This is a genomic window from Actinomadura sp. RB99 (genome assembly GCF_014706005.1).
Taxonomy (GTDB): Bacteria; Actinomycetota; Actinomycetes; order Streptosporangiales; family Streptosporangiaceae; genus Spirillospora.
Genome location: NZ_JABMCA010000051.1, coordinates 17,327 through 40,706, shown reverse-complemented (window position 1 = coordinate 40,706; position 23,380 = coordinate 17,327). Strand labels below are relative to the sequence as shown.

Genomic DNA, 23,380 nt, shown 5'->3' with positions numbered 1-23,380 from the left:
AGGTGGTTGGTCATTAACTCCGATCACCCGGAAGGCCGCAGCATGCGCCAGACTTATTCGCTTCATATGGAAAGAGGCTCCGATGAGGCAGTTGCTCAGGGGCCGCCGCGAGCTGATTGTCCCGCTCGCCATGGGAACGGCATGGGCCCTGGGAGGCGGTCGACCGGCAGGTAGGGCGGTGGGTCGCGGTGGATGGGCGACTACTCCAGCAGGGACGGGGCGCGGACATGCTGACGGAACTTGAGGACGACCCGGGGAGGCCGGAAGATCGTCCGGACGGCGGCGCCAGGGTGGGAGGTCTCCGACGATCAGCGGGGTCGATCGCCCTGGCGACGGTGTTCGGTTGCATCGCGGTCGCGACGGTCGGAGTGAGCGCCCAGATGGCCTTCGGCTTCGGCGGTCATCGCTCCCCCACGATGCTGATCCTCCTGCTGGTGTTCATGCCGGCCCTGGGCGGGATCACAGTGGCCGCTTGGGAGAAGCCGCACGCCGTGCGGCTGTGCGCGCTGCTGATAGGGGTGGCACTGGGGGCCTGGTTCTTCTACGCGACGATCGGGAGGGGCGTCTCGCAGGTATGGGCCGCACCGGCGGACCGTCCCGGGGATGTCCGCGCGGTCGGCGACTGGACGGTCGGCGACCTGGTGGTCCGGGCCCGACCCGACATCGTGGTGGCCTACCGGCTCGGCGACGGCCGGGTGGCCTGGACATGGGCGCCGCCCGGCCGCGAGGTGGTGTGCGCGATGAGCGATCGGACCGCGTCCGGCACCGGCCTGATCGGCTACACCGAGGCCCATGCCGACGGCCCCGAGTGCGACCGTGTGACGGCGCTGGACCTGCCCACCGGCAGGCCGCGGTGGACGACAGCCGTGCACGGGCCGTCCACTGGCTGGTCCCCGTCCACACCTGGCACGGTGGCCGCGACCCGGAGCTCGGTGGTGCTCCAGGACGGCGAAGGCTGGCGGGCCGTGAACATGTCGGACGGCAGGACCCTCTGGCGCGCGGGCGCGGGACACGGGTGCTCGCCTCTGCGCGTGGCCGCCGGGCCGAACCGGGTGGTGACCGCCGCCACCTGCGGCGGCGCCGCACCGGTGCTGCGCAGCCTGTCCCCGTCCGACGGCCGCGAGCTGTGGCATGCCCCACTGCCCGCGCGCGGTGAACCGCGTGACCTGGCGCTCCTGTCGGTCGACCCGGTGACCGTCTGGATCTTCGAGAGCGGTCCGCGCGGAACCCGCGCCGTGGTGTCCTATGACGGGTCCGGGCGTGCGCGCGCCACGATCCCGCAGACGGGGACCAGCGGCGAGCTGGCCATACCGCTCGACGAACCCGGCTTCTCGACGACGTCATTCGCGGCCCGTCCCGCCTATGGGGCGGTCGTCGTCGGGGACCTGCTGATCACCTCCGCCACCCGCCCGGGTGACGTCCGCATCTCCAACGACGGCGACAACGGCATCAGCCGCAGCGCCAGAGGGCGCCTTGTGGCCTTCTCCCTCATCGACGGCACGCTGCGCTGGACCGCGAAACTCGACGACCACCTCAACGGCATCGCCGCGGACGGCGACGCCGTCTGGGCGCTCACCGTCGACACGATCGCCCGCGTCGACACCGCCACCGGCAAACGTCCGGCCACCGTCGCCGTACACGGCACCAGACAGATCAACACCGCCGACCTGTGGCGCACCGCCGGTCGTTTCGTCATCGTGGCCGAGGACGGCACCGAATCCGTCATCACCGAGGACGCACCCGCCCGCGTCCTACGCTGAGCCTCTGCCCCATCGAAGGACGACCTCGAGCGAGACCGAGAAAAGGCTGCAGCGCTTGAAGGCTTCTCGACCGACCTTCCGAGAGCCGACCGACGATCCGCCCTACGTCGATCTCGAGTTCGCGGGTATGGTTCGGACGTCGAGATTGTGCTGATCAAGCCGCCTACCAGGGACTTCTTCTCTTCACTGGCCGAAAGTCGGCATCGCGATCACTCCTTGATCACGATCACCCCAGGCTGCCGAAAAGGGTCAGTGAGAACGCGGCCAGGCAGTCTCAGCCCCACGCCGACGTCATCGCCGGCCCCGCGCCGCGACTGTCTCCCTCGGATCATGAACCAGGCGAGCCCGCCGTCACCGCGCCAGCGCCCCGGCCGGGCACTGATCGAGGCCGCGGGCTCGAAGCGTCCAGCAGACCACTTTCCAGGCCAGAGGCACTTTCCCAGGTCAACGATCAGACTCCGCGAGCCGCAGATGAAGGCGCGGTTAGTACGTTAAGAGAACTGGATGAGCTCTTTATGGAACCTCTACAGCTAAAATCGAAGCGTGGAGAGCACCCGAACCTACGGCGAGGCCTGCGCGACGGCGCACGCGCTGGATCTCATCGGTGAGCGCTGGGCCCTGCTGGTCGTCCGCGAGTTGCTGTTCGGTCCCAAGAGGTTTACCGACCTGCGGGCTGGGCTGCCCAAAGCGGGGCCCAACCGGCTGTCCCGCCGCCTTCGCGAGCTCGAAGAACTCGGGCTGGTCCGCCGCCGCAAGCTCCCTCCCCCGGGCGCGTCGTGGGTGTACGAGCTGACCGACTGGGGCCGGGAGCTCGAGCCGGTCCTGGTCGAGCTCGGCCGGTGGGGTCGGCGCTCACCGTTCCGCGACCTGAGCGCCCACATCAGCAGCGACGCGGTCATGCTGGCGCTGCGTGACGACTTCGGCCCCGCGGTCGGTGACCACTTCGACGCCACCTACGCGATCCGCTTCGGCGAGGACCATTACGTCGTCCGCGTCACCGCCGGAAGCCTCGACATCGAACGAGGGGACGCGGACCGCCCGGACGCCGCGATTGACACCGACGCCAGGACGTTCGCGTCCCTCATGATCGGTAGCCTGGGCTTGAAAGAGGCCCTGAGCTCGGGCCTGGTCACTCTGAGCGGCGCCCCGGAGGCCTTCGAGCGCCTCCTCGCCGCGTTCTCACGTCCCGAGGTCGCGTCCTCTCCGTGAGCGACCGTCCGGCCGTCCGTCAGGAAGTGACCGGATCCGGAAGGGCCTCGGTTTCGGAGGCACGGGGCACGGTGGGATCGGCGGGAAGGAAGAGCGCGGCGAAGACGGCGCCGATGGTGACGAACGCGGCGGCCGTCAGGCAGCCGTACGCGGCGCCCCCGAGAGTCCGCCGAGCAGCCGCGTCGCGTCGTTGACGGCGGATCCGACGCCGGCCTTGTCCCGCGACACCGCACCCATGATCGCCTCCATCGCCGATGCGCTGGTCAGCCCCATGCCCGCTCCAAGGACGACCACCTGGAGCGCCAGCCACAGGTAGACGGTGTCGCCGGACGCTGTGGAAATCCACAGCAACGCAGTGCTCAGCAGGAGGCCGGCGGTCACGACCGCCTTGTTGCCCGCCCGGACGTCAGCCGTGCGCCGACCACCGATCCAACCGTGACCGACAGGGCGACCGGAAGCAGGCGAACGCCGGTCTCCAGCGGGGCATAGCCTTTGACGAACTGGAAGCACTGGGTGATCAGGAAAATGAAGCCCGATAGCGCGAAGAACGCCACGGTCACGGCACCACTGGCGGCGGTGAAGCGCAGGTAGATGCTCATCTTCCGGGAACTGCTGATCATGCCATGCCGCTACACCGACCTGCTCGACGGGTTGCCAGGCGTCGCCTCCAACATGCTGGCCGACCGGCTGCGCAAGCTCACCGAGGCGGGAGTGGTGACCAGCCGGAAGGAACCGCCACCTATCGCCACGACCGTCTACCGGCTCACCGAACCCGGCCGGGAAGGGAACCCGCACTGAGGGAGCTGACCCGCTGGGGCGCGCCCTTGATGGCCCGGCCGTAAGAAGGTGACGAGTTCCGGTCAAGGTGACTCGTCCTGGCGGCGGATGTCATCCACCAGCCTAGGGCGGACGGCGCTGAGCGCACGATCCAGTGCGAAACCGGAGACGAGTCCGTCGTCGTGTGCACCGGCGGCGGCCGCGTCCAGGCCCGGGTCGGCACCGCGGATCACGCTGACCTTGTCGTCCGGCGCGGCCCCGGCGACCGTTCTCGGTCTGCTCTCCGGGCACTTGCGCCCCGACGAATCCGATGCCGTCTTCACCGGCCCGCCGCAGACCGACCGGCGCGCGTGTAGTTGTTCCGTCGCGTCGCGAGCGGACGGAACGAGGTGGCGTGCCGAGTCTCGCCACCTCGTCCGCGTCACGCGTCACGCGTCAGCGTGATCCCACGGCGGCCCGCCATGAGCCGTGGCTGGCATCAGCTGGGCAACCAGTTCCGCTTGCGCGATGCGTTTCCCATGTCTTCTCACCTCCCTTCACCAGACTTTCGTACCGTCCAAAGCACGCCGAGCAGGCTCAACGTGCCGATGGTTCCGGATCCGCAGATGACCGCACCCGGTGGAACGGCGCTGGCGAGCGCGCCGCCGGCTGCCATTCCGAGGCCCTGAAGGGTCATCAGTCCGGCGCCCAGCAGCGACATGGCTCGACCGCGCTTTTCCTCCGGCACCGCGTCCACGAACCATTGGTCCATGCCGAGCGTGTAGGCGGCGCATAGCCCGACGAGCAACATGAGCACCGTGGCGACCGGCAAGGGCGGGTGCAGCCCGAACGCGACCATCGGCAGGAGCGAGACCGCCGCGAGCGGGAGGGTGATGCGGCTGCGTGCGGCAGGCCCGAGCAGGGTGCCGGCGAGCACTTCGCCTGCCACGGTGCCTGCGGGCATCGCGGCGAGGAACACCCCGAACCCGGCCGTGCTCGCTCCACCCGCGTCCGTGAAGGGTGCCGCCACTCCTTCGGCCACGACGAAGAACATCGGCGGGACCCACCACATGAGCAGTAGAGCGCGAATACGGCGTTCACCCAGCAGCCGCACGGCCGAGACCAACGACCGGCGCACAATCGCGCCGCCTCCCGAAGCCCGGGCAGGCCGCTCGCGGGTGCCGAGACGCAGCAGAAGAGCCGAGCCGAGATGAGCGGCCGCCGCCGTGGCCAGCGCGGCCCGAGGCGGCAGCCACACCAACGCGAGGCCGCCGAGCCCGTAGCCGACGATCTGGGAGCTCTGCGAGACGATCCGCACGAGCGAACGGCCCAGGACATACAAGTCGCCCGGCATGATTTCCGCCAGGCTGGCCGCCCGGGCGCCCGTGAAGAGCGGTGAGATCATCGAGACGGCGCACCGCAGGACGAAGAGTGCGGCGAGTGGTGTCGCCGGTGCGGCCATCATCGCCATGCAGGTCGCCGACAGCAGATCGCAGACAGCCAGCAGGCCACGGGGGCGACAACGATCGGCGAGGCCGGACAGCAGCACGCCGCTGAGGGCATAGGGCAGAAAACCCAGAGCGAAGATCAAGGCCGTCAACAGCGCTGAACCTGTCTGCCGAAAGACGAGCACGGCCAGCGAGACCTCGGCGAAGACACCGCCCAGCACAGTGAGAACATGCGCCGCGAATACCGCCCGGAATTCCTGAACTCCGAACACGGCGCGGTATCCGCCGCCGACATCCCCCTCCCCCGGCGAGCCCGGGAAACCAGGTGATCCGCGTGGCGCGGGCGCGGTCTCATCTTCCGTCCGCAGACCGAGGCCCCCATCAGGTTCCACAGGAACGGTCGTCGTCGCCCCCGGCAGGCGGACGCGCGAAGTCCGATCAGGGGCCTTGCCCTCGCTATTGCGCCGTGGCCCCATTCCATTCCTTCCGTGGCGACCCGCGAGGCTACGCACTGTGGCTCCGCCTGGGGGCCCTCGGCAGATCGAACCGGTCATGCCGGAGGCCCCGCCCGGCGCGGATCTCCTGGCCGAGCCGCTCAGGCCATGATCGGGAACAGCTTCGAGACTCCGCCCGCGAGGTTCGCCTGGGTCTGCTGCGCGTCCTGGTCGGCGAGGATCTCCACCGACCCCTGTTCGAGGGCGTCGAGCGCCAGCGCGGCGATCACCGCCGGGTCGCTCTTGGGGGCGTCGACGGACGCCACCATGTCGGTGTCCAGATAGCCGACGTGCAACCCGGTGACCTGCGTGCCCTGCGCCGCGAGCTCGAGCCGCAGGGCATTGGTCAGCGACCACTGCGCCGCCTTCGCCGCCGCGTAACCGCTGTAGCCGGGGAAGGTCAGCCACGACAGCACCGACAGCACGTTGAGGATCGCGCCGCCTCCACTGGCCGCCAGTTGCGGGGCGAACGCCCGGGTCACCGCCAGGGTGCCGAAGTAGTGGGTCTCCATCTCCAGGCGGATGTCCTCCAGCGACCCGTCGGACACCGACGCCCCGGTGTAGGAGCCCGCGTTGTTGATCAGCAGCGACGCCTCCGGCACGGCGTCCGACGCTGCGGTCACTGACGCCGGGTCCGTGACGTCGATCCGCACCGGGATCACGCCCGGCACCTCGAGCGACGCCACGTTGCGGACACCGCCGTAGACGGTGGCGCCCCGGGCCACGAGCTGCTCGGCGAAGCGCCGGCCCAGCCCGCGGTTGGCACCCGTCACGAACGCCGTACTGCCCTCTATCTTCATGGCTTCTCCTTGACGAAATACTCGGTTGTGGCCCTGCGGTGACCGGCCGCCCCGCCCGTGAACCGGCCGAGCGTCAGCAGGACCTCGGCCAGTCGTTCCGGCTGGGAGACGAAGGGCGAGTGGCCGGTGGGCAGCTCTCGTACGTCGGTGGGGTTGTCCGGGGTGTGCTTGTCGGCTTCGGCGATGAAGCGCCTCTGGGCCGCGGGCGGGACGGCCCGGTCGTCGGTGCAGCTGATGTAGGTCCGCGGGATCCGGCCCCACCGGTCCGGCGTGATGGTGACCCGCTCGGCGAGTGGTCCGATGGGGGTGTCCGGCGTCAGCAGGTGGGTGACGGCGTCCCAGTCGCGGTCGTCCACGTCGGCGCCGAAGGCCGCCTTGACACGCGCGCGGTAGTCCGGGTCGGCTGACCGGAAGTCCATCCGCAGCGCGCCGACGACGGCCGGGTCGGCGAGAAGAACGGTGGGGATCAGCCCGGTGGAGAATTCCGGCGCTGCCATGTAGTCGCCGAACGACGTGCCATCGGCGATCATCCAGGCGGACAGGTAGACCAGGCGGTCGATGAGCTCGGGGACCGTCTCCCCGACCTGGTTGAGGATGAGCCCGGCCATGCTGTGCCCGAGCAGGACGATCCGGCGGTGCGGCATGAGCTCGGCGAGCCTCCTGATGGTGCCTGTGACCTGGTCGCAGTAGTCCCGTAAGGTCACGTGCGCGAGAGGGGACGGCTCGGTCGCGAACCCCTGCGGATCGAGGGGCCGAGCGACGTACGACCGCGGAAGGCGGGCGTTCAGCCCATGCCCGGGCAGGTCCTGCGTCGCCACATGGTGGCCTCCCTTGACGAGGAGCGACGTCACCCGCTCGAACGCCCAGGCGCCGTGTGCGCCCCCGTGGACGAACACGAACGTCTTCGCGTCCGGGTCCGCGGGAGCGGCCGGTCCCGTCTCCGTGATCAACGCTTGCCGCCGTTCGCGACCAGGCCGGGGGTGACGGTGTCGGCGGCGTCTCCGCGGAAGACGTCGGCGTAGCGGCGGGCGAACTGGGCGACGGTGGCCGGCTCGACGCCGAAGCGCTCGTGGGTGCTGTGGTCGACCGAGGAACGGCCGAGCCTGCGACGCTCCCGGAAGAGCTGCAAGAACGCGGTCGCGCGCGGCGGCGGATACCCCGTGGCCAACCAGGCCTGCTCCTTGTCCTCGAAGGGCACATCGACGTAGCGGACAGGCGTGCCGACGGCCTCGGCGATGTACCGGGCGGCATCGGCCATGGTGAGGGCCTCCGGGCCGGTCATGGATAGATCTCGCCTTCGTGACCGGGTGTGGTGAGCACCTGGTGGGCCACCTTGGCTATGTCGTCGATGTCGGGCACTTCCTCGAAGTACACGTGCATGAACTGGCTCGGCTGGAGCACGGTCCACGGCGTACCGGAGGCGAACAGGTAGCGCCGGATCTGCTCGTGGCTCCGGCTGGAGCGGAACTGCTCGTTGTCGAACCCGTCGATGGAGTCCCTGCCGGAGAACTTCACGATGTGCCCGACACCCGCCCAGATGGCGGTGTCGATGAACGTGCACTGGGTCTCCGGCATCTCCGGACCGGCGTTGGAGATCATCAGTACCCGGCCCACCCCGCCAGCACGCCCTGGAGCGTCTCCGGCCGGAGCACATCGCCGTGGACGATCTCGACGTCCGGCAGGTCACGCAAGCCCTCCGCCTCCGCCGGGTTCCGCACGAGCGCGCGGACCGGCCGCCCGCTCCGCGCGAACTCCCGCACGACCGCCGACCCGGGACGCCCATTCGCTCCGGTAATGAGGATCATCGGTCCTCCTTCCATTCGAGGATGCGACCTAAGTTACAGTACGATACTTTTTGGTACAACTTTCGTACTACTCGCCGCGCGGGACCCTCACGGCTCGGATCGGCGACGGTCAGGCGACCTTCACCCGTCCGATCTCGGCAGCCGGACGGTACGGAGGGGCAAAGGCGTGATCTCCGTCTCGGTGCGGCCGTGTTGCCTGCGGCCAGGACGAGCCGCCGGCCAGTGCTGTTGGTGTTGTCGACCTCGAAGCGTCCGCGCGTCATGCCCGCGTGGGCGGCCAGGGCCGGCCGTGCGGTGGTGGCAACGACACCAGCACGCCCGCCGCGCGGAGGTGATTGGCCGACGCGCGGGTGCCGTGCACGCTGACGTGCACGACGCCGACGCGGAGATGACCTGTCGGCGGTCCCGGTGATCCACCCACCACTGTCGTCGCGTGCGCATGCAGGCCGACAACAGCGAGAACGGCATGGCATACGCGCCTTATGGCGCAACACCGCATCCCGTAGGTGCAGGGCGCGACCGTCACGCACTGCGCGGCGGGTGAGCTGCGGGAAGCGACCGAAGCCCGGAAGAAGCTGTCGAATTGGAAGACCGTGCCGAGTTCGCGGCGCCGTTCGGCGACCGCCCGCTCTTGCACCAGCCGCCACTCACCGTTGCGGCCGGCGCGGTAGCCGAGCATCGCCACACTGGTGGAGCGGACCAGTCGCGTGGTCCGGCTGGTCGCGTTGCCCGACGGCATCAAGGTCCACCAGGTACGCCCCCATCTGGTCCAGGCCATCGAGCAGATGCCGCCCACAATGCGAGGACCGCTCACCTAGGACCGGGGCCGGGAGATGGCCGAGCATGCCCAGCTCACCGCCCAGACGGGCATGCCGGTCTACTTCTGCCGCAGACGCAGCCCCTGGCAGCGCGACACCAACGAAAACACCAACGGACTGCTGCGCCAGTACCTGGGCAAGAGCGCCGATCTCAGGCTTCTTGACCAGAACGACCTGGACCGGATCGCCGCCGAGCTCAACGACCGTCCCCGCAGATCCACGGTTATCGTGCGCCGAGCGCGGTTTACGCTGACCCTTGCGCCAAGGTCGATGCAACGGCCCCCTGAGACCGCCATCGTTTCTCAGACGCGCTTCCCTAACGCGCGACAGGTTCTCAGGAACCGCTCGCCGGAGCGGGGTCCCGAACGAAACGGCCCTCGCCCCCCTCAGACGGCTCGATCCGCCAGCCCGGCGGCGGCGCATGGCTTCCGGCGGCGTCCACCACGGTGGCCGACGTCATATCGGCGTCCCTGGAGAAGCACACCCCGCTGAACCCTGCATGTCCCGAGAAGGTTGCCTCGCCGAACCTGGCCTCCCCAGAGAAGGTCGCCCCGTCGAAGTTGGCGTCCCCGGAGAAGGTCGCGCGGGAGAGGATCGCGTGGTGAACGGTGCAGTTGATGAGGGTGAAGTCGGTGAGGGTGGCGCCGGTCAGGTCCAGGGAGATGTCGGCCCAGGGCTGTTCGGCGTCGGGGCGTAGGTGGGTGGCGAGGAGGCGTTGGGCGGTGAGGCGGACCTGGTGCTCCTCGTGCGGGTCCGAGGCCCAGTGTTGAGTTTCGGTCGGGGCCGGGCGTAGGTCGCGGACGGCGCGGTAGCGGGCGGCGTTGCGGCGCGCTCGATCCCGGTGCTCTTCCTCGGGACCGGGACGGTCGGCCGGGGCGGGATGTAGGGCATCCTCAGGTACGCGCAGACGATGTTGACGATGGTCTGCCGGTGCCGCGGGTTGTCGTTGGCCAGCCGTTCCAAGGTGTACAGCGCGGTGGGACGGACCGGCGCCTTGTCGGAGCTGAGCTGGGTGGCTGCGGCGTTATACAGCTCGGTGACCCGGCGTTCGGCGGCATCGTACTGGTCGTGGAAATGGGCGTCCTCAGCCAGGCACTGGCGCCGGTAGGCGATCACTAGCGCGAACAGTGCACCGACGCCAGCGACGGTGCCCAGAACGAACTTCAACACGTCCAGCAACTGGGTGGCCGGAAGAATTCCGGCATGCTCCAAGCGCGGGAAGCCCAATGCCGCCAGCACACCGACCATCACCACGGCCAGTCCGAGCGCGGCGGCCACGGTCGCAGCAGTCAGGGCACGGCCGATCGGCCACAGTCCCGCCCGCCGCTCCAGTGCTCGCCGCCCAGGCAGCCTGCCCGGGCCGGGTACCTGTTCGGTGCGGTCATCGGCCATACCGTGACTCCATCCGCCCGGGCCCGGTTATGCCGGGCTGCCTGCTCGTCAGACGCCCGATCCATGCCGCGCGGTTCACCAGACCGCTCGCCCGAATCCGGACGCAACCCAGCGCAACCCACTCCAGCCGGAAGAACCGCCCCAGGCCAGGTTGCACCGGCCGTGGACTTTCGCCACGCCCCCTCCGGGGCCTTGTCGACCTCGAAGCTCGCCAACCGCCGCGGCGGCGGCCTGCGGGTGGTGTCGAGGTGACGCCGGCGACGCCTCGCCGCATCACAGGGGCGCACAGGCCTTCCTTCCGGCTCTCGGGTGCTCCCGCCGGGCGAGGGTGACCGGCGGCGGCCGCGGGCCAACCGCGCGTGTGGGGTCGACGGCACTCGTGGCGGGTACCTGGGCGGTGTGCAGGAGTACGAGCGGTTCCGCATAGCGGCGACTCACGTGCGCGCGGCGCATCCGGAGGTGCTGCTCACGCTGACCTGGGCTGGGCCGGATGAGCCGATCACGATGCAGTTCCTCCGAACGCCGCCCGGTCGGCACGGCGCGGGACTCGTTGAGGAAGCACTGCGCGATGTCATCGCCCTGGCCGACCGCCTGGGCTACGGGTTGCGGGTGGTCGTCGAACCGATCGGCGGCTCTAACGCCGGTATCGGCGCGTTGGCCGACCGGTACGGCACGCACGGGTTCGTGCTCGTCGGCGTGGTCGGAGGGCGGCCGGTGATGCACCGTCCGCCGGGCGGCAGGCGGGGATAGGGTCCCCGGCGTGGTCATGTTGCCCACTCCCCCGGCCTGGCTGCTCGCGTGCGTGGTCTGTGCGGACCTGCATGAGCTCTACCGGTCGCACCTCGCTGCTGACAACGCGGGGATTTCTGCACGCTGCGTCTGACTCCACACACAGGTATGGGCTGTGTATGGAACGTGTATGGGTGCGCAGTCTGGTCTTGGCAGATCCCGGAGGTGGCGCATGACCCATTAGAAGGCAGGCCTCGGGAAACGATCCGTGGCGGCCGGTTCCGGGCGCGCCGTTGCGTGAACCACGCGACGTGAGTAGGGCGTCTGAGCGGCATGGGCGAGGTGGTGCAAGGCGGCGCGATGGAAGGTCGTGAGCGACCGGGCGAAGCAGGCAGGCCGCAACAAGAGCGGGAAGAGGTAGCCGGCCTGTGGCCGATCCGGCGGGCGTTGACGACCGCGAGCATCACGGCGGTGGAGGGCTTGGTCGTGGTGATGACGGTAGTGCTGGCGGTGCTGGGCTTTCCGCACCTGCAGCACACCAAAGCCCTGCCGCTTTCCCAGATGCTGGACGTCCTCAAGCTCGTTCTCGGGACCGTCGCCGGCGTTGGCGCGTTGTTCGCGCTGGTGATGGCCTACCGGCGGCAGCGGCTGGCCGAAGTCGCCGATGACCGTGACCAGCAGCGTGCTCTGCTGGACGCCCAGCGGGCCGTCCTGGAGCAAGAACGCGCCCTGGTGGAACAACGGCAGGCCCAAGAGGACCTCACCTGGGTGCTCAACGAACGGTTCGGCGCCGCCTCCGCCCAGCTTGGCCACGCCCAACCCGCGGTACAACTGGCGGGGCTTGCCGACGGTTGGGAACGGGGGCGCCAGACCTGCATCGACGTGCTATGTGCATTTCCGCGTCCGCCCTACGCCGCCGACTGAGGTGCCCCGGGGGTCGGTGAAGTCCTTGATGTTCCCCGGCTTTCGTGGAGTCGGGATACCGGAATCTCATGCGAGCATTTGGGCTGAGTGGAGTCTTTCGTACTCGACTGGGCTGAGCATCCCCAGGGCGCTGTGGCGGCGTCGGCGGTTGTGGAAGATCTCCAGGTAATCGAAGGGTTGAACTGCACCCCATGATCGGAGTGGATCATGGTGCCGGGTGCGGGTCGGCGCTTCTGGATGGCCATGCCGAGCGCGTTGGTGACCAACGTCGCGGTCTGCGCGGAGTCGATCGACCAGCCGACCACCTTGCGGGAGAAGGCGTCCAGCACCACGCAGCAGTACACCTTGCCCTCCCGGGTGGGATGCTCGGTGATATCGGTAACCCACAGCTCATCCGGCTCGCTGCGGGTGAACTGGCGATCCACCAGGTCGGCAGCGGTCGGCGTCTGGTGGATCAGGCGCCGCCGCCGGCTGCCGGGAAGACCACGCAGGGATCTGCAGCCCCTCGCCGACCATCACCGCGATCGCTTCGAACCGTCTTTTGGGGCACCGCCTGCTTCACCAACTCGATCGCCCGCCGCGTCACTGCCAGCTCGTCCTCCAACTGCGCGATCCGGCGCCGGGCCGCCACCAGCTCGGCCTGGTCGGCCGAGGTCAGCCCCGGCTCCAGGACCGGCATCGATGCGGTCCTGACGGAGCCATACGTAGATGGTCTGGCTCGGCATCTGCAGGTCCGCAGCCACCTGCCGGACCGGCCGTCCGGCCTTGACCAAGTCCAGCACCCTGCGATGGAACTCGGGAGGATACTCCTGGGCATGCTGCCTCTCTCCTCATGATCAAAGACATGAGGATTCCAGTAAGCCGACCCCACCGAACACGGGGCACATCAAGGACTTCACCGAACCGGGGGCACCTCGGTTGCGACGCTCTGTGATCATCGAGAAGACCTGTGCCTGCCTGGCCATCGGACTGCTGTGGGTCGACACTGCTGCCGGTGCGGTCGGTCTATGATCCGGCCCCCGCCTGCGCTGCCGCTGACGTCGCGGGCGGGGCCTGCAGTGCAGATGCGCGGGTCGGCCTCCAGTTTGGCCGGCACCGAGCGGATCGTCGCGTGCGTCCACGCCTCGTTATCCCCCAGCGCACCAACGCGTCGCCGGCGGTGCTTCAGAAACGTCAGCGCAGGCCGAGGCGCTGGGCCCACGAGATCACGGTGGCGGGCTCGGCGTTGGCGCCGCACAGCACCAGGCCCAGCCGAGCCCCGTCGCCGACCCGTTCGAGAACCCGCCGCGCGGCGGGGAGCAGGCAACCGGCCGCCGGCTCGGCCCAGACCTTGGCATGCTCGGCAAGATCCAGGACGCCTTGCACAGCCTCCGCGTCCGACACCACCAGAACCTCGTTGACCAGTGCTGACACGTGATCGTAGGTCAGCTGGGAGACGGCCGGCGCGCTCAGCGTGGACACGATGGACGACAACGTGACCGGCACTGGTCCATGAGCGGTGAGCGCCTCGGACATCGCCTCGGCCCCTCGGGTCTCCACTCCCCAGACCCGCACGCCCGGCCGCCGCGACCGCAGTGCCGCTGCGACACCCGAGATCAGCGCACCGCCGCCGATGCTGACCAGCACATCTGTCAGATCGCCGGCGTCCTCGGCCAGTTCCAGCCCGAGCGTGCCCTGCCCGGCGATGACCTCCGGATCGTCGAACGGGTGCACGACCGTCAGCCCCTCGGCCCGGAGCCGCTCCATCAGCACGAACGCGGCGTCCACGGTGTCGGTCAGCCGCACCACGGCCCCGGTCGACGCCGCGGTCTCGACGGCGCGTGCAGGGGCCGATCGCGGCATGACGACGGTCGCCTTGACATCGAGCGCAGCGGCCATCACCGCAACCGCGATCGCATGGTTGCCGCCGCTTACCGCCACCACGCCCGCCGCGCGTTCGGCCTCGCTGAGACCGAGTAGCTTGGCGGTCGCTCCCCGCGCCTTGAAGGACCCGGTGCGCTGCAACATCTCCAGCTTGACCGTGACCGGGGCGCCGAGCAGATCGGACAACCCAGGACTCGGCACCGTCGGTGTGCGGACAACGTGCCCGGCGATCAGCTCGGCCGCCGCCTCGATCTCTCCAACGCCAACCATCACGGCCATCCTTCCGCGTCGTCTCATCGATCTGCCTCATCACTCCAGGAGGCGACCGCAGCGCGAACCGAGCAGGCCAGGACCCTGTTCTCCGGGTCTCCCGCCTTCCCCAGGCACAGACACCCATCGGTGTGCGCCACCATCGCCGTCCTGGCCGCACGCCAACCTATAGAGCACCGATCGAGACCGACATGCAGGCCCCGGCCCTCGGCGGCGCCTTCCTCAGCCGATCGTGGCGATGGCCACGTACCGGTAGACGACCTGCGAGCCAGGTGGCCACCGCCTGAATGATGGCGGACGTTCAAAGGTCGACTCTTCGATGGGGCGAGTTTCGAGGCTGGGGCTGATATGACATCGGCCGCCGTGACGGATGTCGCCAGGGGGCACGTGCCACCGCCGGGCTGGCGTTTCGAGCCGTCTGAAGGGAGCGAGGGCCGCATCGTTCGCGACTCCGGTCTGGCGAACGGTTCCTGAGGGCCTACCGCGCGTCGAGGAAGCGTCGAAAAGGATCTTGGATTCAAGGGGTCAATGCATCACCGAGAATGATCTTGATCATTACGGAGGTGCGGGTGCGGGGCTGCTGGCGCCGGATGTGGCGGGAGGGATCACCCGTGGTTTTGCGACGTGAGGCGGCCCTGCTTACCAGGTGAGCAGTTGACTGATCCATGAGGGGCCCGGCTGGTCCAGGCCCACTGATCTCCTACGTGAGGTCTCTCGGAAGCCGGTTCTTCCTGGCGATCCAGGTGGCCTTCATCGCTTGGATCGCCAGCGGAGCCACGACGTTCCAGTCGTGCTCCGACCAAGATGTCGATTGCCAGGCAGGGCAGATCGGCACCACCATCGAGCTCGGACTGATGATCGGGCTGTGGGTGGCCGTCGACTTCATCCTCGGCGTCACGTACGGCATCTACCGACTGGCCACCAAGGGCCGGCATCGCGCGGACAGCAGCCATGAGGCGAACAGCGGTAATGAGCGCGTCCCTGACGACCACCGCTCCCACACCCACCCTCGTTGAAGAAGATCAGCGGTCAAGAGGATCGCCGCAATGATCGCCACGCCGCTCACCGTAGCGGCGGGTCCATCGCGGTCGAGGTGGCCATGAACGTTCTAATTTCGACGCCGACGGCGTTGCCACTTCGCCAGGACGCACCTGGGGCTGGAGGTGGGTGCCGGGCGGAGGGCCGACACGATCTGGTCTCGTCCCTGTGGCGGCGGGGTCGCGGTTTGTACGGTCGAGGTGGTGTGGGCCCGTTGGGGGCGGGTTCGTTCTAGGTGCCTGTCCCCTGTGACCGTAGGGGTGTGGTCTCGATGTCCGGGGAAGCCGGGATGGGCGTGAGCGAGGGGGTCGTGCCCGCGACCGGAGGAGATCGAGCGGCCCGGTGTGCCGGGCCGGACCTCGAACGCATGGCGGCGATGTTCGCCAAGGCCAAGCGCCTGGACAGCACCTGGCCGCTGTTCGCGCGGGGGCTGGACCCGGCGGTGGAGACCGAGTGGTTGCGGAGCCGGTACCGGCTGATGGCGGTCCAGGCCGCGAAGCGTTCGGTGCGTCGGGACAACATCGATGGCAATGTGGCATTCGTGTGGTTCCCGGCAACGCTCGTCGGGGCCTTCGCCGTCTTGATCGGGATATTCCAGATCGGCTGGTGGGGCTTCGCCGAGGCGGTCGCCGCGATCGGGCTGTTCATCCCGGTCGCGGTGTGGAGCGAGCGGCGACGCGACAACGGCCGGTTCCTCGGCGGCCTGATCGACGCTCTGCTCACCGCGGTCACCGTCGGATTCATCCTGCTGGCGCTGTATGTCCGGTACGCCGACGGCCCGGCGCGGGTGGTGGACCTGAAGCACGCATGGTGGATGCCCGCCATCCAGGGCATCGGCACCGCCACCGTGGCGCTCGTGGTGGCGGTGATGCCGTTCATGGTGAACGGCTGGCTGGCCGATCGCGCCGGACCCGCTCCCCCCACCGAGGCGCTGTTCGAGCAGCTGACCACCATCCTCACCCGCCTGAAACCCGACCGGCGGGGGCAACTGCACCCCCAGGCGCAGCGGGAGATCCTGACCGCGCTGGGCAAGACGGCCTCCGTTCTCCGCAGCGGGATGCCCGCAGCCGCGCTCGGCGGCACCCAGCTGACCAGGGCGGTCGTCCGCAGCCGCGCAGTCGAGGCATCCCAGGCGGTCACCGACCTCCAGCTGTGGATCGCCCTGCCGTCCGCGACCAGCCATGAAGACTTCCGGGCCCGGATCTGTGACCTGCTGCGCGCCGTCCTGACCGGCGAATACGACCGGCTCCCGGTCCGGGAGAACACTCCCGAGACCGTACGCAGAGCCTGGCACGCCCGCCTCCTGGACGGCACCCGGACCCTCATCATCGCCGCCCTGCCGATCACCGTCCTGCTCCTCGCCCAACGGCTGGGCCTGACCCTGCCCTCCCCCTACGGCGCCGGAGCCACGATCGCCGCCTCGGCGTGGGCCGTCATCGTGGTCCTGGGCTGGCTGGACCCCAACTTCTCCACCCACCTGAACGCCACCCGAGACCTGACCGCCCTCAACCCCTTCTCCCGCGGCCCTGGCAACAATCAGAACAGATGAACCGCTGACCACCTGACTCCGCTGCCCGCGCACCCAGACAGTGGTACAGACGAAAGCCCTCGCCCCACAGTGACGAAAGAGCTTCGGGTGCCGCATAACGAGCGCGTCGCCAGTCCCAAGCTGGCGGTTCTACTCGGGTACTCTCAGGGGGCGTGGGCTTCACGGCTCGCTCGCCGGGGACCTCGCTCATGTCGGTCGCGCGGCGCAGCAGCGGGTACCGCTCGGCAACCGGCACACCTCGCCGTGACGCCACTCATGCAGGCCATGGACAGCATGGCGTCGTCGGTGACGGTGGCGCCGCCGATGGTCTTGTTCGCCTTGCTTTGGGTCCGGTGTGGTGTGGCGTCCCGGGCGGCCCGCCCCGTTCGTCCCGATTCGCTCATCAGGCATGCCAATGTTCGATGTCCTTGCCTTTGGCCAGGTCACGGACGACGATCTTGCCGCTGGACGTGCCGAACAGAACGGATCTGCCGTCCGGGCTGAGCGCCGCGGTGGTGACGAAGCCCGTATCGGAGTCGGGCAACCCGGAGGCCGAGCGCTGAGGTGACGGGGTCAGCCGCCAGTCCTTGACGTCCCCTCCGCCCTGGGCGAGCAGGTGGGTGCCGTCCGGAGTGAACAGCAGCCGTTCGATGGCCTGGGAAGTGTCGAGGGTGCCGATCTGCCGCTGCAGCGCGACGTTCCACAGGGTCACCGTCGGAGTGCCCTCCAGGGCGAGGCTGTGGCCGTCGGGGCTGAAGGCCATGGTGGTGGGCGGGTCGCTGGTCATCGGTGGGGTCAGCGTGCCGATCTGTTTCCGTGCGGAGACGTCCCACAGCGTGACACCCGGACCTTCCATGCCGGTGCAGGCGAGCGTGGTGCTGTCGGGGCTCACCGTGGAGATCACACAACCCTCGTCCGGGACGATCTGATCTGTGCGCGGGGTCTTGCCGATGCGCCAGACGAGGTGGTCCCCGTGCTCGCCGAATGCCGTGAGCCTTCCGCCGCCGGAGTCGAAGGTCAGGCGGCTTGCGTCACTGAAATCGTTCGTCTTCGCGATCTGTTTGTGAGTCTCGAGGTTCCACACCGCCGTAGGCCCGTCCGACGGTGACATGGCGAGTTCTCGGCCGTCCGGACTGATCGCCATGGCGACCAGATCCTCAATGCTGTCGCCGCCGAGGTGAAGCGTCGAGATGCGCCGGTGGGTCCGCACGTCGTAGACCCGGATCTGCGTGTCGCCGAAGGCGATCGCGACCGTCCGGCCGTCCGGGCTGAAGGCCGCGCCGGTCGGGTGAGGGGCGTCCGAAGGGGCGGCGGACGGGGAATCCGTGGAGTCCGGCGTCCCCGGCGGGTCTGTGATCAGGTAGCTGGGGAACGGCTCCGGAGAGCCGGTCGCGCTGCCGGCCGATGGGTCGGTGTCAACGTTGAGCAAGGCCGCGAGGCACCCCAAGCCCACCAGCACGCACACCAGGACCGGCACCAGCCGCCGAACCCGTTCCTGCCGAAGCGGGGTGGGCGGCTGCTTGATCGGCGGCACCGGCCGCGTGGTCACGTACCTGGTCCTCGGCTGCGGCGCGGCGGACGCGGGCGCTGCGGCCGACCTGGGCGGTGGGGTGGACGCGGTGACGGCCGAGCCCGCATTGCCCGAGCCTGCATTGCCGGCGGGCGGGGAGGGTGCCTTTCCGGCGCTGGCCGGCGACGCGGGCGCAGCCGGTGCCGCCGGTGCAGCCGGCGTCACCGGCGCGGGCGGCGTCACCGGCGCGGGCGGCGTCACCGGCGCGGGCGGCGGGGCGTTCTCCGGGGCGGCGTGGAGGACGCGGTCCAGGGCGGCGGCGACTTCGTCGGCGTCGGCCCGGCGCTCCGGGTCGCGGACCAGGAGCGAGGCCAGCACCGGGGTGAGCGGTCCCGCATTGCGCGGGGCGGGCGGGTCCTGGGTGAGCAGGGTCAGCAGGATCGACGCGTAGTCCGGGCCCTGGTAGGGCGGGCGGCCCTCGACCGCGTTGAAGAGTGTGGCGCCCAGCGACCACAAATCTGCGGGCGGCCCGGCGGCCTCGTTGCGGGCCTGTTCGGGGGCGACGAACGCCGGGGTGCCGCTCATCTCGCCGGGCGCGCCGGGAGTCCGCTGCCCGCGCTGCCGGGCGATGCCGAAGTCGGTGATGACAACCCGGTCGCGGTCGGTGACGAAGACGTTGGCGGGTTTGAGGTCCCGGTGCACGATCCCGGCCGCATGGGCCTCGCGGAGGGCGGCGAGCATCTCGGCGCCGATCTCCGCGGCCCGGCGCGGTGGCAGCCTGACCTCCTCGCGGAGGATCCCGGCGAGCGAGCGGCCCTTGAGCAGCTCCATCACGATCATCGGAGAGCCGTCGTGCTCGATGACGTCGAACACGGTGACGATGCCCGGATGGCTGAGCGCGGCCGTCGACCGCGCCTCGTTCATGGCGCGCTCCGCCAGCTCCGCGGGCTCGTCCTCGGCCGCGAGGAGGATCTCCTTCACCGCCACGTCGCGGTTCAGCAGCTCGTCCCGCGCCCACCAGACCCGGCCCATGGACCCCTGCCCGATGACCGAGAGCAGCCGGTAGCGACCGTTGATCAGTTCCCGCCCGGCGTCAGGCACGCCCCGTCACCCCGTCCACCAAGATCTACGACCCAGCGTGCCTTCGACGCCATGCCCATGGCAACAGTTCCCGGGCGGATCACGGTCGGCGGCGACATTTCCCCTGCGCCGTGGCGCCGTCATAGGGAGTTGACCGCGCGGGCCGCGGACGGGCAGGCTGCGGGGGGCGCGCCGCCAGCCGCGGCTATCCCCGCGCGATCAACAACCTGGCCATCCAATCCCTGCCGGCCACCTTCATCGCCGACAAGACCGTCGTCGACGAAACCGCCGCCCGCTCCGCCGTCAACGAGGTCATCGCGACAGAGCGACCACCACCGCACCAACCTGCACACCACGGCCCCGCCACGACGCCCCTGGCAGGGCCTTCGCGCACAACCACGTCCTCACCAGCAACGACGCCGTCGCCCTCAACCTGAGTGATCGCTAACACCTCAACCAAGAACCGAAGTTCTCGAACAGGCACTTAATGAGCTGGGTGAGCTTTTGCCCGAGTCCGCCGGCCGCCGCGTGGACCAGGGTGGTGTGGCCCGGTTCCACGGGTGCGGCCTCGGTGGTGAAGTGGTGGGCGGTGATGCCCTGCATCATGATGCTCGCTGCGATCTCGTCGGTCACGTCGTCGGGGACGGGTACGGCGCTCGCGGCCGGCATTACCACCTGCTCGGCGTAGGAGCCGTAGGCGTACACCCAAGCGACCCGGTCGCCGACCGCGAACTCGGTCACGCCCGCACCGAGCGCGCTGACCCGCCCCGCGCCCTCCACGCCGGGAACGAACGGCACCTGGCCCACCGCGGGGCCGAGCCGACGCGCTCCGGTGTCCATGAAGTTCACCCCGGCCGCGCTAACCCGGACGCTGATCTCGCCTGGGCCGGGATGCGGGTCCGGGCGTTCGGCGATCCGCAGTTCCTCCGGCCCGCCCAGTTGCTCCACCACAATCGCCTGCATCGTCATGCCTTCCTAATCGGTAGTCGCCTCACTGTCACGCGAGGAAATGGACTAGCAGCTCCAATCGCGCTGGTTCGCGTCCGGACGATCACTCGCCGGGCTTCCAGGGCAGGACGTCGCCGTTGCGGACGAGTTGCCCGTAGTGGCCGGGGTCGACGGGGCCCAGGGCCAGATCGAGGAGGGGGACGGCGGCGTCGGCGGGGCTGGGCGCGTCGCCGACGTCCCACCACATGCCGGAGGTCGGGGTGTTCATCATGCCGGGGCAGACCGCGGCCAGCAGGACGCCCCGCGCGGCGTCGCGTTCGCGGCGCTGGCGGGCCAGGGCGCGGACGGCGGCGACCTGGCCGATCTTGGAGGGGATGTTGACGAAGCCCGGCCAGGCGCCGCCCCGGGCGGACCCGTCGGCGACGGCGTCCCGCCACGCCGCGACCTGCTCGTCGACCTCCTCCAGCGAGGTCAGGCCGTCGAAACGGTCGTGCAGTACCGGCGCCAGGTAATGCAGCGTGCCCAGCGAGCTCGCCACGATGATCAGGCGGCCGTCCTCGCGCAGCAGCGGCGCGAACGCCCGCAGCACGCGGGTGGTGCCGAAGTTGTTGACCTCGGCGTACTCGGTGACGATCTTGCGCGGGTCGTCGTCGGGACCGACCCGCATGACGGCGTTGCCGAACACGATGTCCACGCCGCCGTGCCGCTCTAGCAGCCGTCCGGCGAGCCGGTCGGCGGCGTGCGGGTCGGCGACGTCCAACAGCTCGCCGCGCACCTGGGCGCCGCCGGCCGGCACCGCGTCCACGGCGCAGTTGACCCGGTCCAGGGCCCGTCCGGTCAGGTAGACGGTGTCGGCCGGCGACAGGCGTTGCGCGAGCCCCTCGGCGAGAGCAAGGCCCAGGCCCTGGGTGGCGCCGGTGATCAGGGCGACTCTCGGTGCGGTGGTCATGATGCCTCCACGGCGTGAGCGAGCAGGGTCTGCGACAGCGCCCACAGCCGCTGCGCGCCGTCGGGGTCCAGGGCGTAGCGGGCCACGCCGTGCAGGGGCGGCGCGTCGCCGCGGCGGTCGATGGTCTCGGTCTCGTTGCAGTCGACGAAGTACCGGCCGCCGACGCCCTCCAGCAGCGGCGAGGTCGCCAGCAGCACGGAGGTGGCCGCGCCCTGCTCCACGGTCTTGATCAGCTCCGGCGGGACGCGGCCGCTGCCGCGGCCGCCGGTGTGGCGCTGCAGGCCCGTGTAGATCGCGCCGGGCATCAACGCGTTCGCGGTGATCCCGTCGCGGGCCCAGCGGCGGGTCACCTCGACCGCGAACAGCACGTTCGCGGTCTTGGACTGCCCGTAGGCCAGCCACGGGTCATAGGGGCGGAAGGCGAAGTTCACATCGTCGAACACCACCGGGGACGTCTGGTGGCCGGTGGAGCTGACCACCACGACGCGCGCCGCGCCGTCGGCCGCCAACGCCGCGTGCAGCCCGGTCGCCAGCGCGAAGTGCCCCAGATGGTTGGTGGCGAACTGCAGTTCCCACCCCTGCGGGGTGTACTGCTCGGGGCAGGCCATCACGCCGGCGTTGTTGACCAGGATGTGCAGCGGCCCGTCCCAGGACGCGGTGAACGCCGCCACCGACGCCGGGTCGGCCAGATCCAGCGCCGCGACCCGCACCGCCGGATTCCCGGTGGTGGAGGTGATGCCGGCGGCGACGCGCTGTCCGGCGTCGGTGTCGCGCACGGCCAGGGTGACCTCGGCGCCGGCCGCGGCCAGCGCCCGCGCCGTCTCCACACCGATGCCCGAGGACGCCCCGGTCACCACGGCGCGACGCCCCGCCAGATCGATGCCCGCGGCGACCTCGGCCGCCGTACTGGCGAATCCGAAAGGAGTTCGTATCGAGCTCATACGCCCAGGCTAGGAACCCGGCGGGCATTCCACCAGCGAGAATGTCTCAGCCCTGGTATGTGTAAATGTCATGGCCTTCACCGATGCCTCGCTCACCGCGCTGCGGGTGTTCCGCGAGGTGGCCGAGCGCGGCACCCTCACCGCGGCCGCCACCGCGCTCGGCTACACCCAGTCCGCGGTGTCCCGCCAGATCGCCTCGCTGGAACGCGCGGCCGGAACACCGCTGCTGCACCGCCGCCACGACGGCGTGCGCCTCACCCCCGCCGGGCAGATCGTCCTGCGCCGCGCCGCCACCGTCATCGACCAGCTCGACGCCACCGCGCGCGAACTGGCCGGGCTGCCCGACGAGCACGCCACCGTCCGGCTCGGCTGGTTCACCAGCGCCGGCGCCTGGCTCCTGCCCACCGCACTGACCGCCCTGCGCCGCACCCACCCCGCCATCACCGTCACCACCCGCGAAGGAAGCACCCCCGCCCTGGTCCGCGCGCTGCGCACCGGCACCATCAACCTGGCACTGCTGGCCTCCGCACCGCCGTTCCGCCCGCCCGACAACCAGACCCCCGCCCTGGTCCTGCGCACACTCACCGAACGCGGCCTGCGCATCGCCGTCCCCGAAGCCCACCCGCTCGCCCGGGGCGAGGCGATCGACGTCACCGACCTGCACGGTCAGCGCTGGGTCGCCGGCACCGGCCAGGAGCGGGTGATGGGCGTATGGCCCGGACTGGACGAACGACCCCACATCGCCCACACCGCCCGCGACTGGCTCGCCAAACTCCATCTCGTCGCCGCCGGTTTCGGCATCACCACCGTCCCCGCCGCCCTCACCCCCGCCATGCCCCCAGGAGTGCGCGTCCTACCCGTCCGAGGCGGCCCCGCCGAACAACGACGCATCCTGCTCGCCCACCTCCCCCGCCCACTCCCAGAACCCGCCGCCCGCCTCGCCGACGCCCTCCGCACCGCCGCCCTCAAAACCGACCTCTCACCCTGACACCGACCCTGCAGGGCCAGCACGCCGCAGCCGCGCGCGGGAACAACACCCTGCGGCGGATGCTGCATGAATCGGCAGCCTGCGGCCCTTTCTGCCATAAGAATTCGACACCACACTCCCTGGACTGCGG

The 23,380-nt window shown here is 70.0% G+C and carries 24 protein-coding genes and 1 pseudogene; 8 read left to right on the top strand and 17 right to left on the bottom strand.

The window, feature by feature from the left end; translation table 11 throughout:
* Positions 1-227: 227 nt before the first annotated feature.
* Both amrb99_RS34270 and amrb99_RS34265 read left to right on the top strand, forming a co-directional pair.
* A complete protein-coding gene (locus amrb99_RS34270) occupies positions 228-1,760 on the top strand; it encodes a PQQ-binding-like beta-propeller repeat protein (RefSeq protein WP_190864067.1) in 1,533 nt (510 codons plus the stop codon).
* Positions 1,761-2,303: 543 nt separating this feature from the next.
* Positions 2,304-2,969 carry a winged helix-turn-helix transcriptional regulator gene (locus tag amrb99_RS34265; protein WP_190864064.1) on the top strand — a complete coding sequence of 222 codons (666 nt, stop codon included), beginning with the start codon at positions 2,304-2,306 and terminating at the stop codon, positions 2,967-2,969.
* A gap of 135 nt (positions 2,970-3,104) precedes the next feature.
* Here amrb99_RS34265 and amrb99_RS34260 read toward each other — a convergent pair whose 3' ends face one another.
* Positions 3,105-3,350 (bottom strand): hypothetical protein, encoded by a 246-nt coding sequence (locus amrb99_RS34260; RefSeq protein ID WP_190864062.1) that lies wholly within the window; start codon positions 3,348-3,350, stop codon positions 3,105-3,107.
* Positions 3,347-3,568, bottom strand: coding sequence for a hypothetical protein (locus amrb99_RS34255; RefSeq protein ID WP_190864060.1), 222 nt, complete (start codon positions 3,566-3,568; stop codon positions 3,347-3,349). The genes amrb99_RS34260 and amrb99_RS34255 overlap by 4 nt, the downstream gene beginning before the upstream one ends.
* Here amrb99_RS34255 and amrb99_RS34250 point away from each other — a divergent pair.
* Positions 3,561-3,767, top strand: a complete 207-nt coding sequence (locus amrb99_RS34250) for a winged helix-turn-helix transcriptional regulator (RefSeq protein WP_190864057.1) — start codon at positions 3,561-3,563, stop codon at positions 3,765-3,767. The two genes, amrb99_RS34255 and amrb99_RS34250, sit on opposite strands and share 8 nt — an antisense overlap.
* A 505-nt stretch (positions 3,768-4,272) precedes the next feature.
* On the opposite strand, the gene amrb99_RS34245 is transcribed toward amrb99_RS34250, so the two are convergent.
* The 8 genes from amrb99_RS34245 to amrb99_RS34215 all read right to left on the bottom strand — a co-directional run bounded on the left by amrb99_RS34245 (position 4,273) and on the right by amrb99_RS34215 (position 10,482).
* On the bottom strand, positions 4,273-5,445 hold the full coding sequence (locus amrb99_RS34245; RefSeq protein ID WP_190864055.1) for an MFS transporter: 1,173 nt from the start codon (positions 5,443-5,445) through the stop codon (positions 4,273-4,275).
* A 323-nt stretch (positions 5,446-5,768) separates the two neighbouring features.
* Positions 5,769-6,467 (bottom strand): SDR family oxidoreductase, encoded by a 699-nt coding sequence (locus tag amrb99_RS34240; RefSeq protein ID WP_190864053.1) that lies wholly within the window; start codon positions 6,465-6,467, stop codon positions 5,769-5,771.
* Positions 6,464-7,417, bottom strand: coding sequence for an alpha/beta fold hydrolase (locus amrb99_RS34235; protein WP_194737424.1), 954 nt, complete (start codon positions 7,415-7,417; stop codon positions 6,464-6,466). The genes amrb99_RS34240 and amrb99_RS34235 overlap by 4 nt, the downstream gene beginning before the upstream one ends.
* Positions 7,414-7,749, bottom strand: coding sequence for a hypothetical protein (locus amrb99_RS50255; RefSeq protein WP_206700213.1), 336 nt, complete (start codon positions 7,747-7,749; stop codon positions 7,414-7,416). Before amrb99_RS50255 ends, amrb99_RS34235 begins: the two co-directional genes overlap by 4 nt.
* Positions 7,746-8,066 (bottom strand): hypothetical protein, encoded by a 321-nt coding sequence (locus amrb99_RS50250; RefSeq protein ID WP_206700212.1) that lies wholly within the window; start codon positions 8,064-8,066, stop codon positions 7,746-7,748. Before amrb99_RS50250 ends, amrb99_RS50255 begins: the two co-directional genes overlap by 4 nt.
* A complete protein-coding gene (locus amrb99_RS50245) occupies positions 8,066-8,272 on the bottom strand; it encodes an NAD(P)H-binding protein (protein WP_206700211.1) in 207 nt (68 codons plus the stop codon). Before amrb99_RS50245 ends, amrb99_RS50250 begins: the two co-directional genes overlap by 1 nt.
* A gap of 259 nt (positions 8,273-8,531) precedes the next feature.
* The gene (locus amrb99_RS34225) at positions 8,532-9,011 is read right to left on the bottom strand and encodes a hypothetical protein (protein ID WP_190864050.1); all 480 of its coding nucleotides are present in this window, start codon (positions 9,009-9,011) and stop codon (positions 8,532-8,534) included.
* 727 nt (positions 9,012-9,738) lie between these two features.
* Positions 9,739-10,482: a hypothetical protein gene (locus amrb99_RS34215; RefSeq protein WP_190864046.1), complete on the bottom strand. Its 744-nt coding sequence runs from the start codon at positions 10,480-10,482 to the stop codon at positions 9,739-9,741.
* 399 nt (positions 10,483-10,881) lie between these two features.
* Here amrb99_RS34215 and amrb99_RS34210 point away from each other — a divergent pair, with 399 nt between their 5' ends.
* Positions 10,882-11,232: a hypothetical protein gene (locus tag amrb99_RS34210; RefSeq protein ID WP_190864044.1), complete on the top strand. Its 351-nt coding sequence runs from the start codon at positions 10,882-10,884 to the stop codon at positions 11,230-11,232.
* Between the two features lie 312 nt (positions 11,233-11,544).
* Positions 11,545-12,135: a hypothetical protein gene (locus amrb99_RS34205; protein ID WP_190864041.1), complete on the top strand. Its 591-nt coding sequence runs from the start codon at positions 11,545-11,547 to the stop codon at positions 12,133-12,135.
* A gap of 66 nt (positions 12,136-12,201) precedes the next feature.
* On the opposite strand, the pseudogene amrb99_RS34200 reads toward amrb99_RS34205, so the two are convergent.
* The 3 genes and pseudogenes from amrb99_RS34200 to amrb99_RS34190 form a co-directional block, all read right to left on the bottom strand.
* Positions 12,202-12,575 (bottom strand): annotated as a pseudogene (locus amrb99_RS34200) (DDE-type integrase/transposase/recombinase); the annotation flags it as partial.
* Positions 12,576-12,589: 14 nt separating this feature from the next.
* Complete coding sequence (locus tag amrb99_RS51665; protein WP_241756191.1) at positions 12,590-12,814, bottom strand: hypothetical protein; 225 nt, start codon at positions 12,812-12,814, stop codon at positions 12,590-12,592.
* A gap of 494 nt (positions 12,815-13,308) precedes the next feature.
* Positions 13,309-14,277 carry a threonine/serine dehydratase gene (locus amrb99_RS34190; protein WP_206700209.1) on the bottom strand — a complete coding sequence of 323 codons (969 nt, stop codon included), beginning with the start codon at positions 14,275-14,277 and terminating at the stop codon, positions 13,309-13,311.
* 695 nt (positions 14,278-14,972) lie between these two features.
* On the opposite strand from amrb99_RS34190, the gene amrb99_RS34185 reads away from it, so the two are divergent.
* Entirely contained in the window at positions 14,973-15,284 is a 312-nt protein-coding gene (locus tag amrb99_RS34185; protein WP_190864036.1) for a hypothetical protein, read from the top strand.
* A 311-nt stretch (positions 15,285-15,595) separates the two neighbouring features.
* Positions 15,596-16,855: a hypothetical protein gene (locus amrb99_RS34180; RefSeq protein WP_206700208.1), complete on the top strand. Its 1,260-nt coding sequence runs from the start codon at positions 15,596-15,598 to the stop codon at positions 16,853-16,855.
* Between the two features lie 382 nt (positions 16,856-17,237).
* Here amrb99_RS34180 and amrb99_RS34175 read toward each other — a convergent pair whose 3' ends face one another.
* From amrb99_RS34175 to amrb99_RS34160, 4 genes are all read right to left on the bottom strand, one after another.
* Positions 17,238-19,445 (bottom strand): serine/threonine-protein kinase, encoded by a 2,208-nt coding sequence (locus tag amrb99_RS34175; RefSeq protein WP_190864032.1) that lies wholly within the window; start codon positions 19,443-19,445, stop codon positions 17,238-17,240.
* Positions 19,446-19,868: 423 nt separating this feature from the next.
* Positions 19,869-20,393, bottom strand: a complete 525-nt coding sequence (locus amrb99_RS34170) for an alcohol dehydrogenase catalytic domain-containing protein (protein ID WP_206700207.1) — start codon at positions 20,391-20,393, stop codon at positions 19,869-19,871.
* A gap of 82 nt (positions 20,394-20,475) precedes the next feature.
* Complete coding sequence (locus amrb99_RS34165) at positions 20,476-21,321, bottom strand: SDR family NAD(P)-dependent oxidoreductase (RefSeq protein ID WP_190864029.1); 846 nt, start codon at positions 21,319-21,321, stop codon at positions 20,476-20,478.
* Positions 21,318-22,262 carry an SDR family NAD(P)-dependent oxidoreductase gene (locus tag amrb99_RS34160; protein ID WP_190864027.1) on the bottom strand — a complete coding sequence of 315 codons (945 nt, stop codon included), beginning with the start codon at positions 22,260-22,262 and terminating at the stop codon, positions 21,318-21,320. Before amrb99_RS34160 ends, amrb99_RS34165 begins: the two co-directional genes overlap by 4 nt.
* A gap of 70 nt (positions 22,263-22,332) precedes the next feature.
* On the opposite strand from amrb99_RS34160, the gene amrb99_RS34155 reads away from it, so the two are divergent.
* Positions 22,333-23,250, top strand: coding sequence for a LysR family transcriptional regulator (locus amrb99_RS34155; protein WP_190864024.1), 918 nt, complete (start codon positions 22,333-22,335; stop codon positions 23,248-23,250).
* Positions 23,251-23,380: the final 130 nt, after the last annotated feature.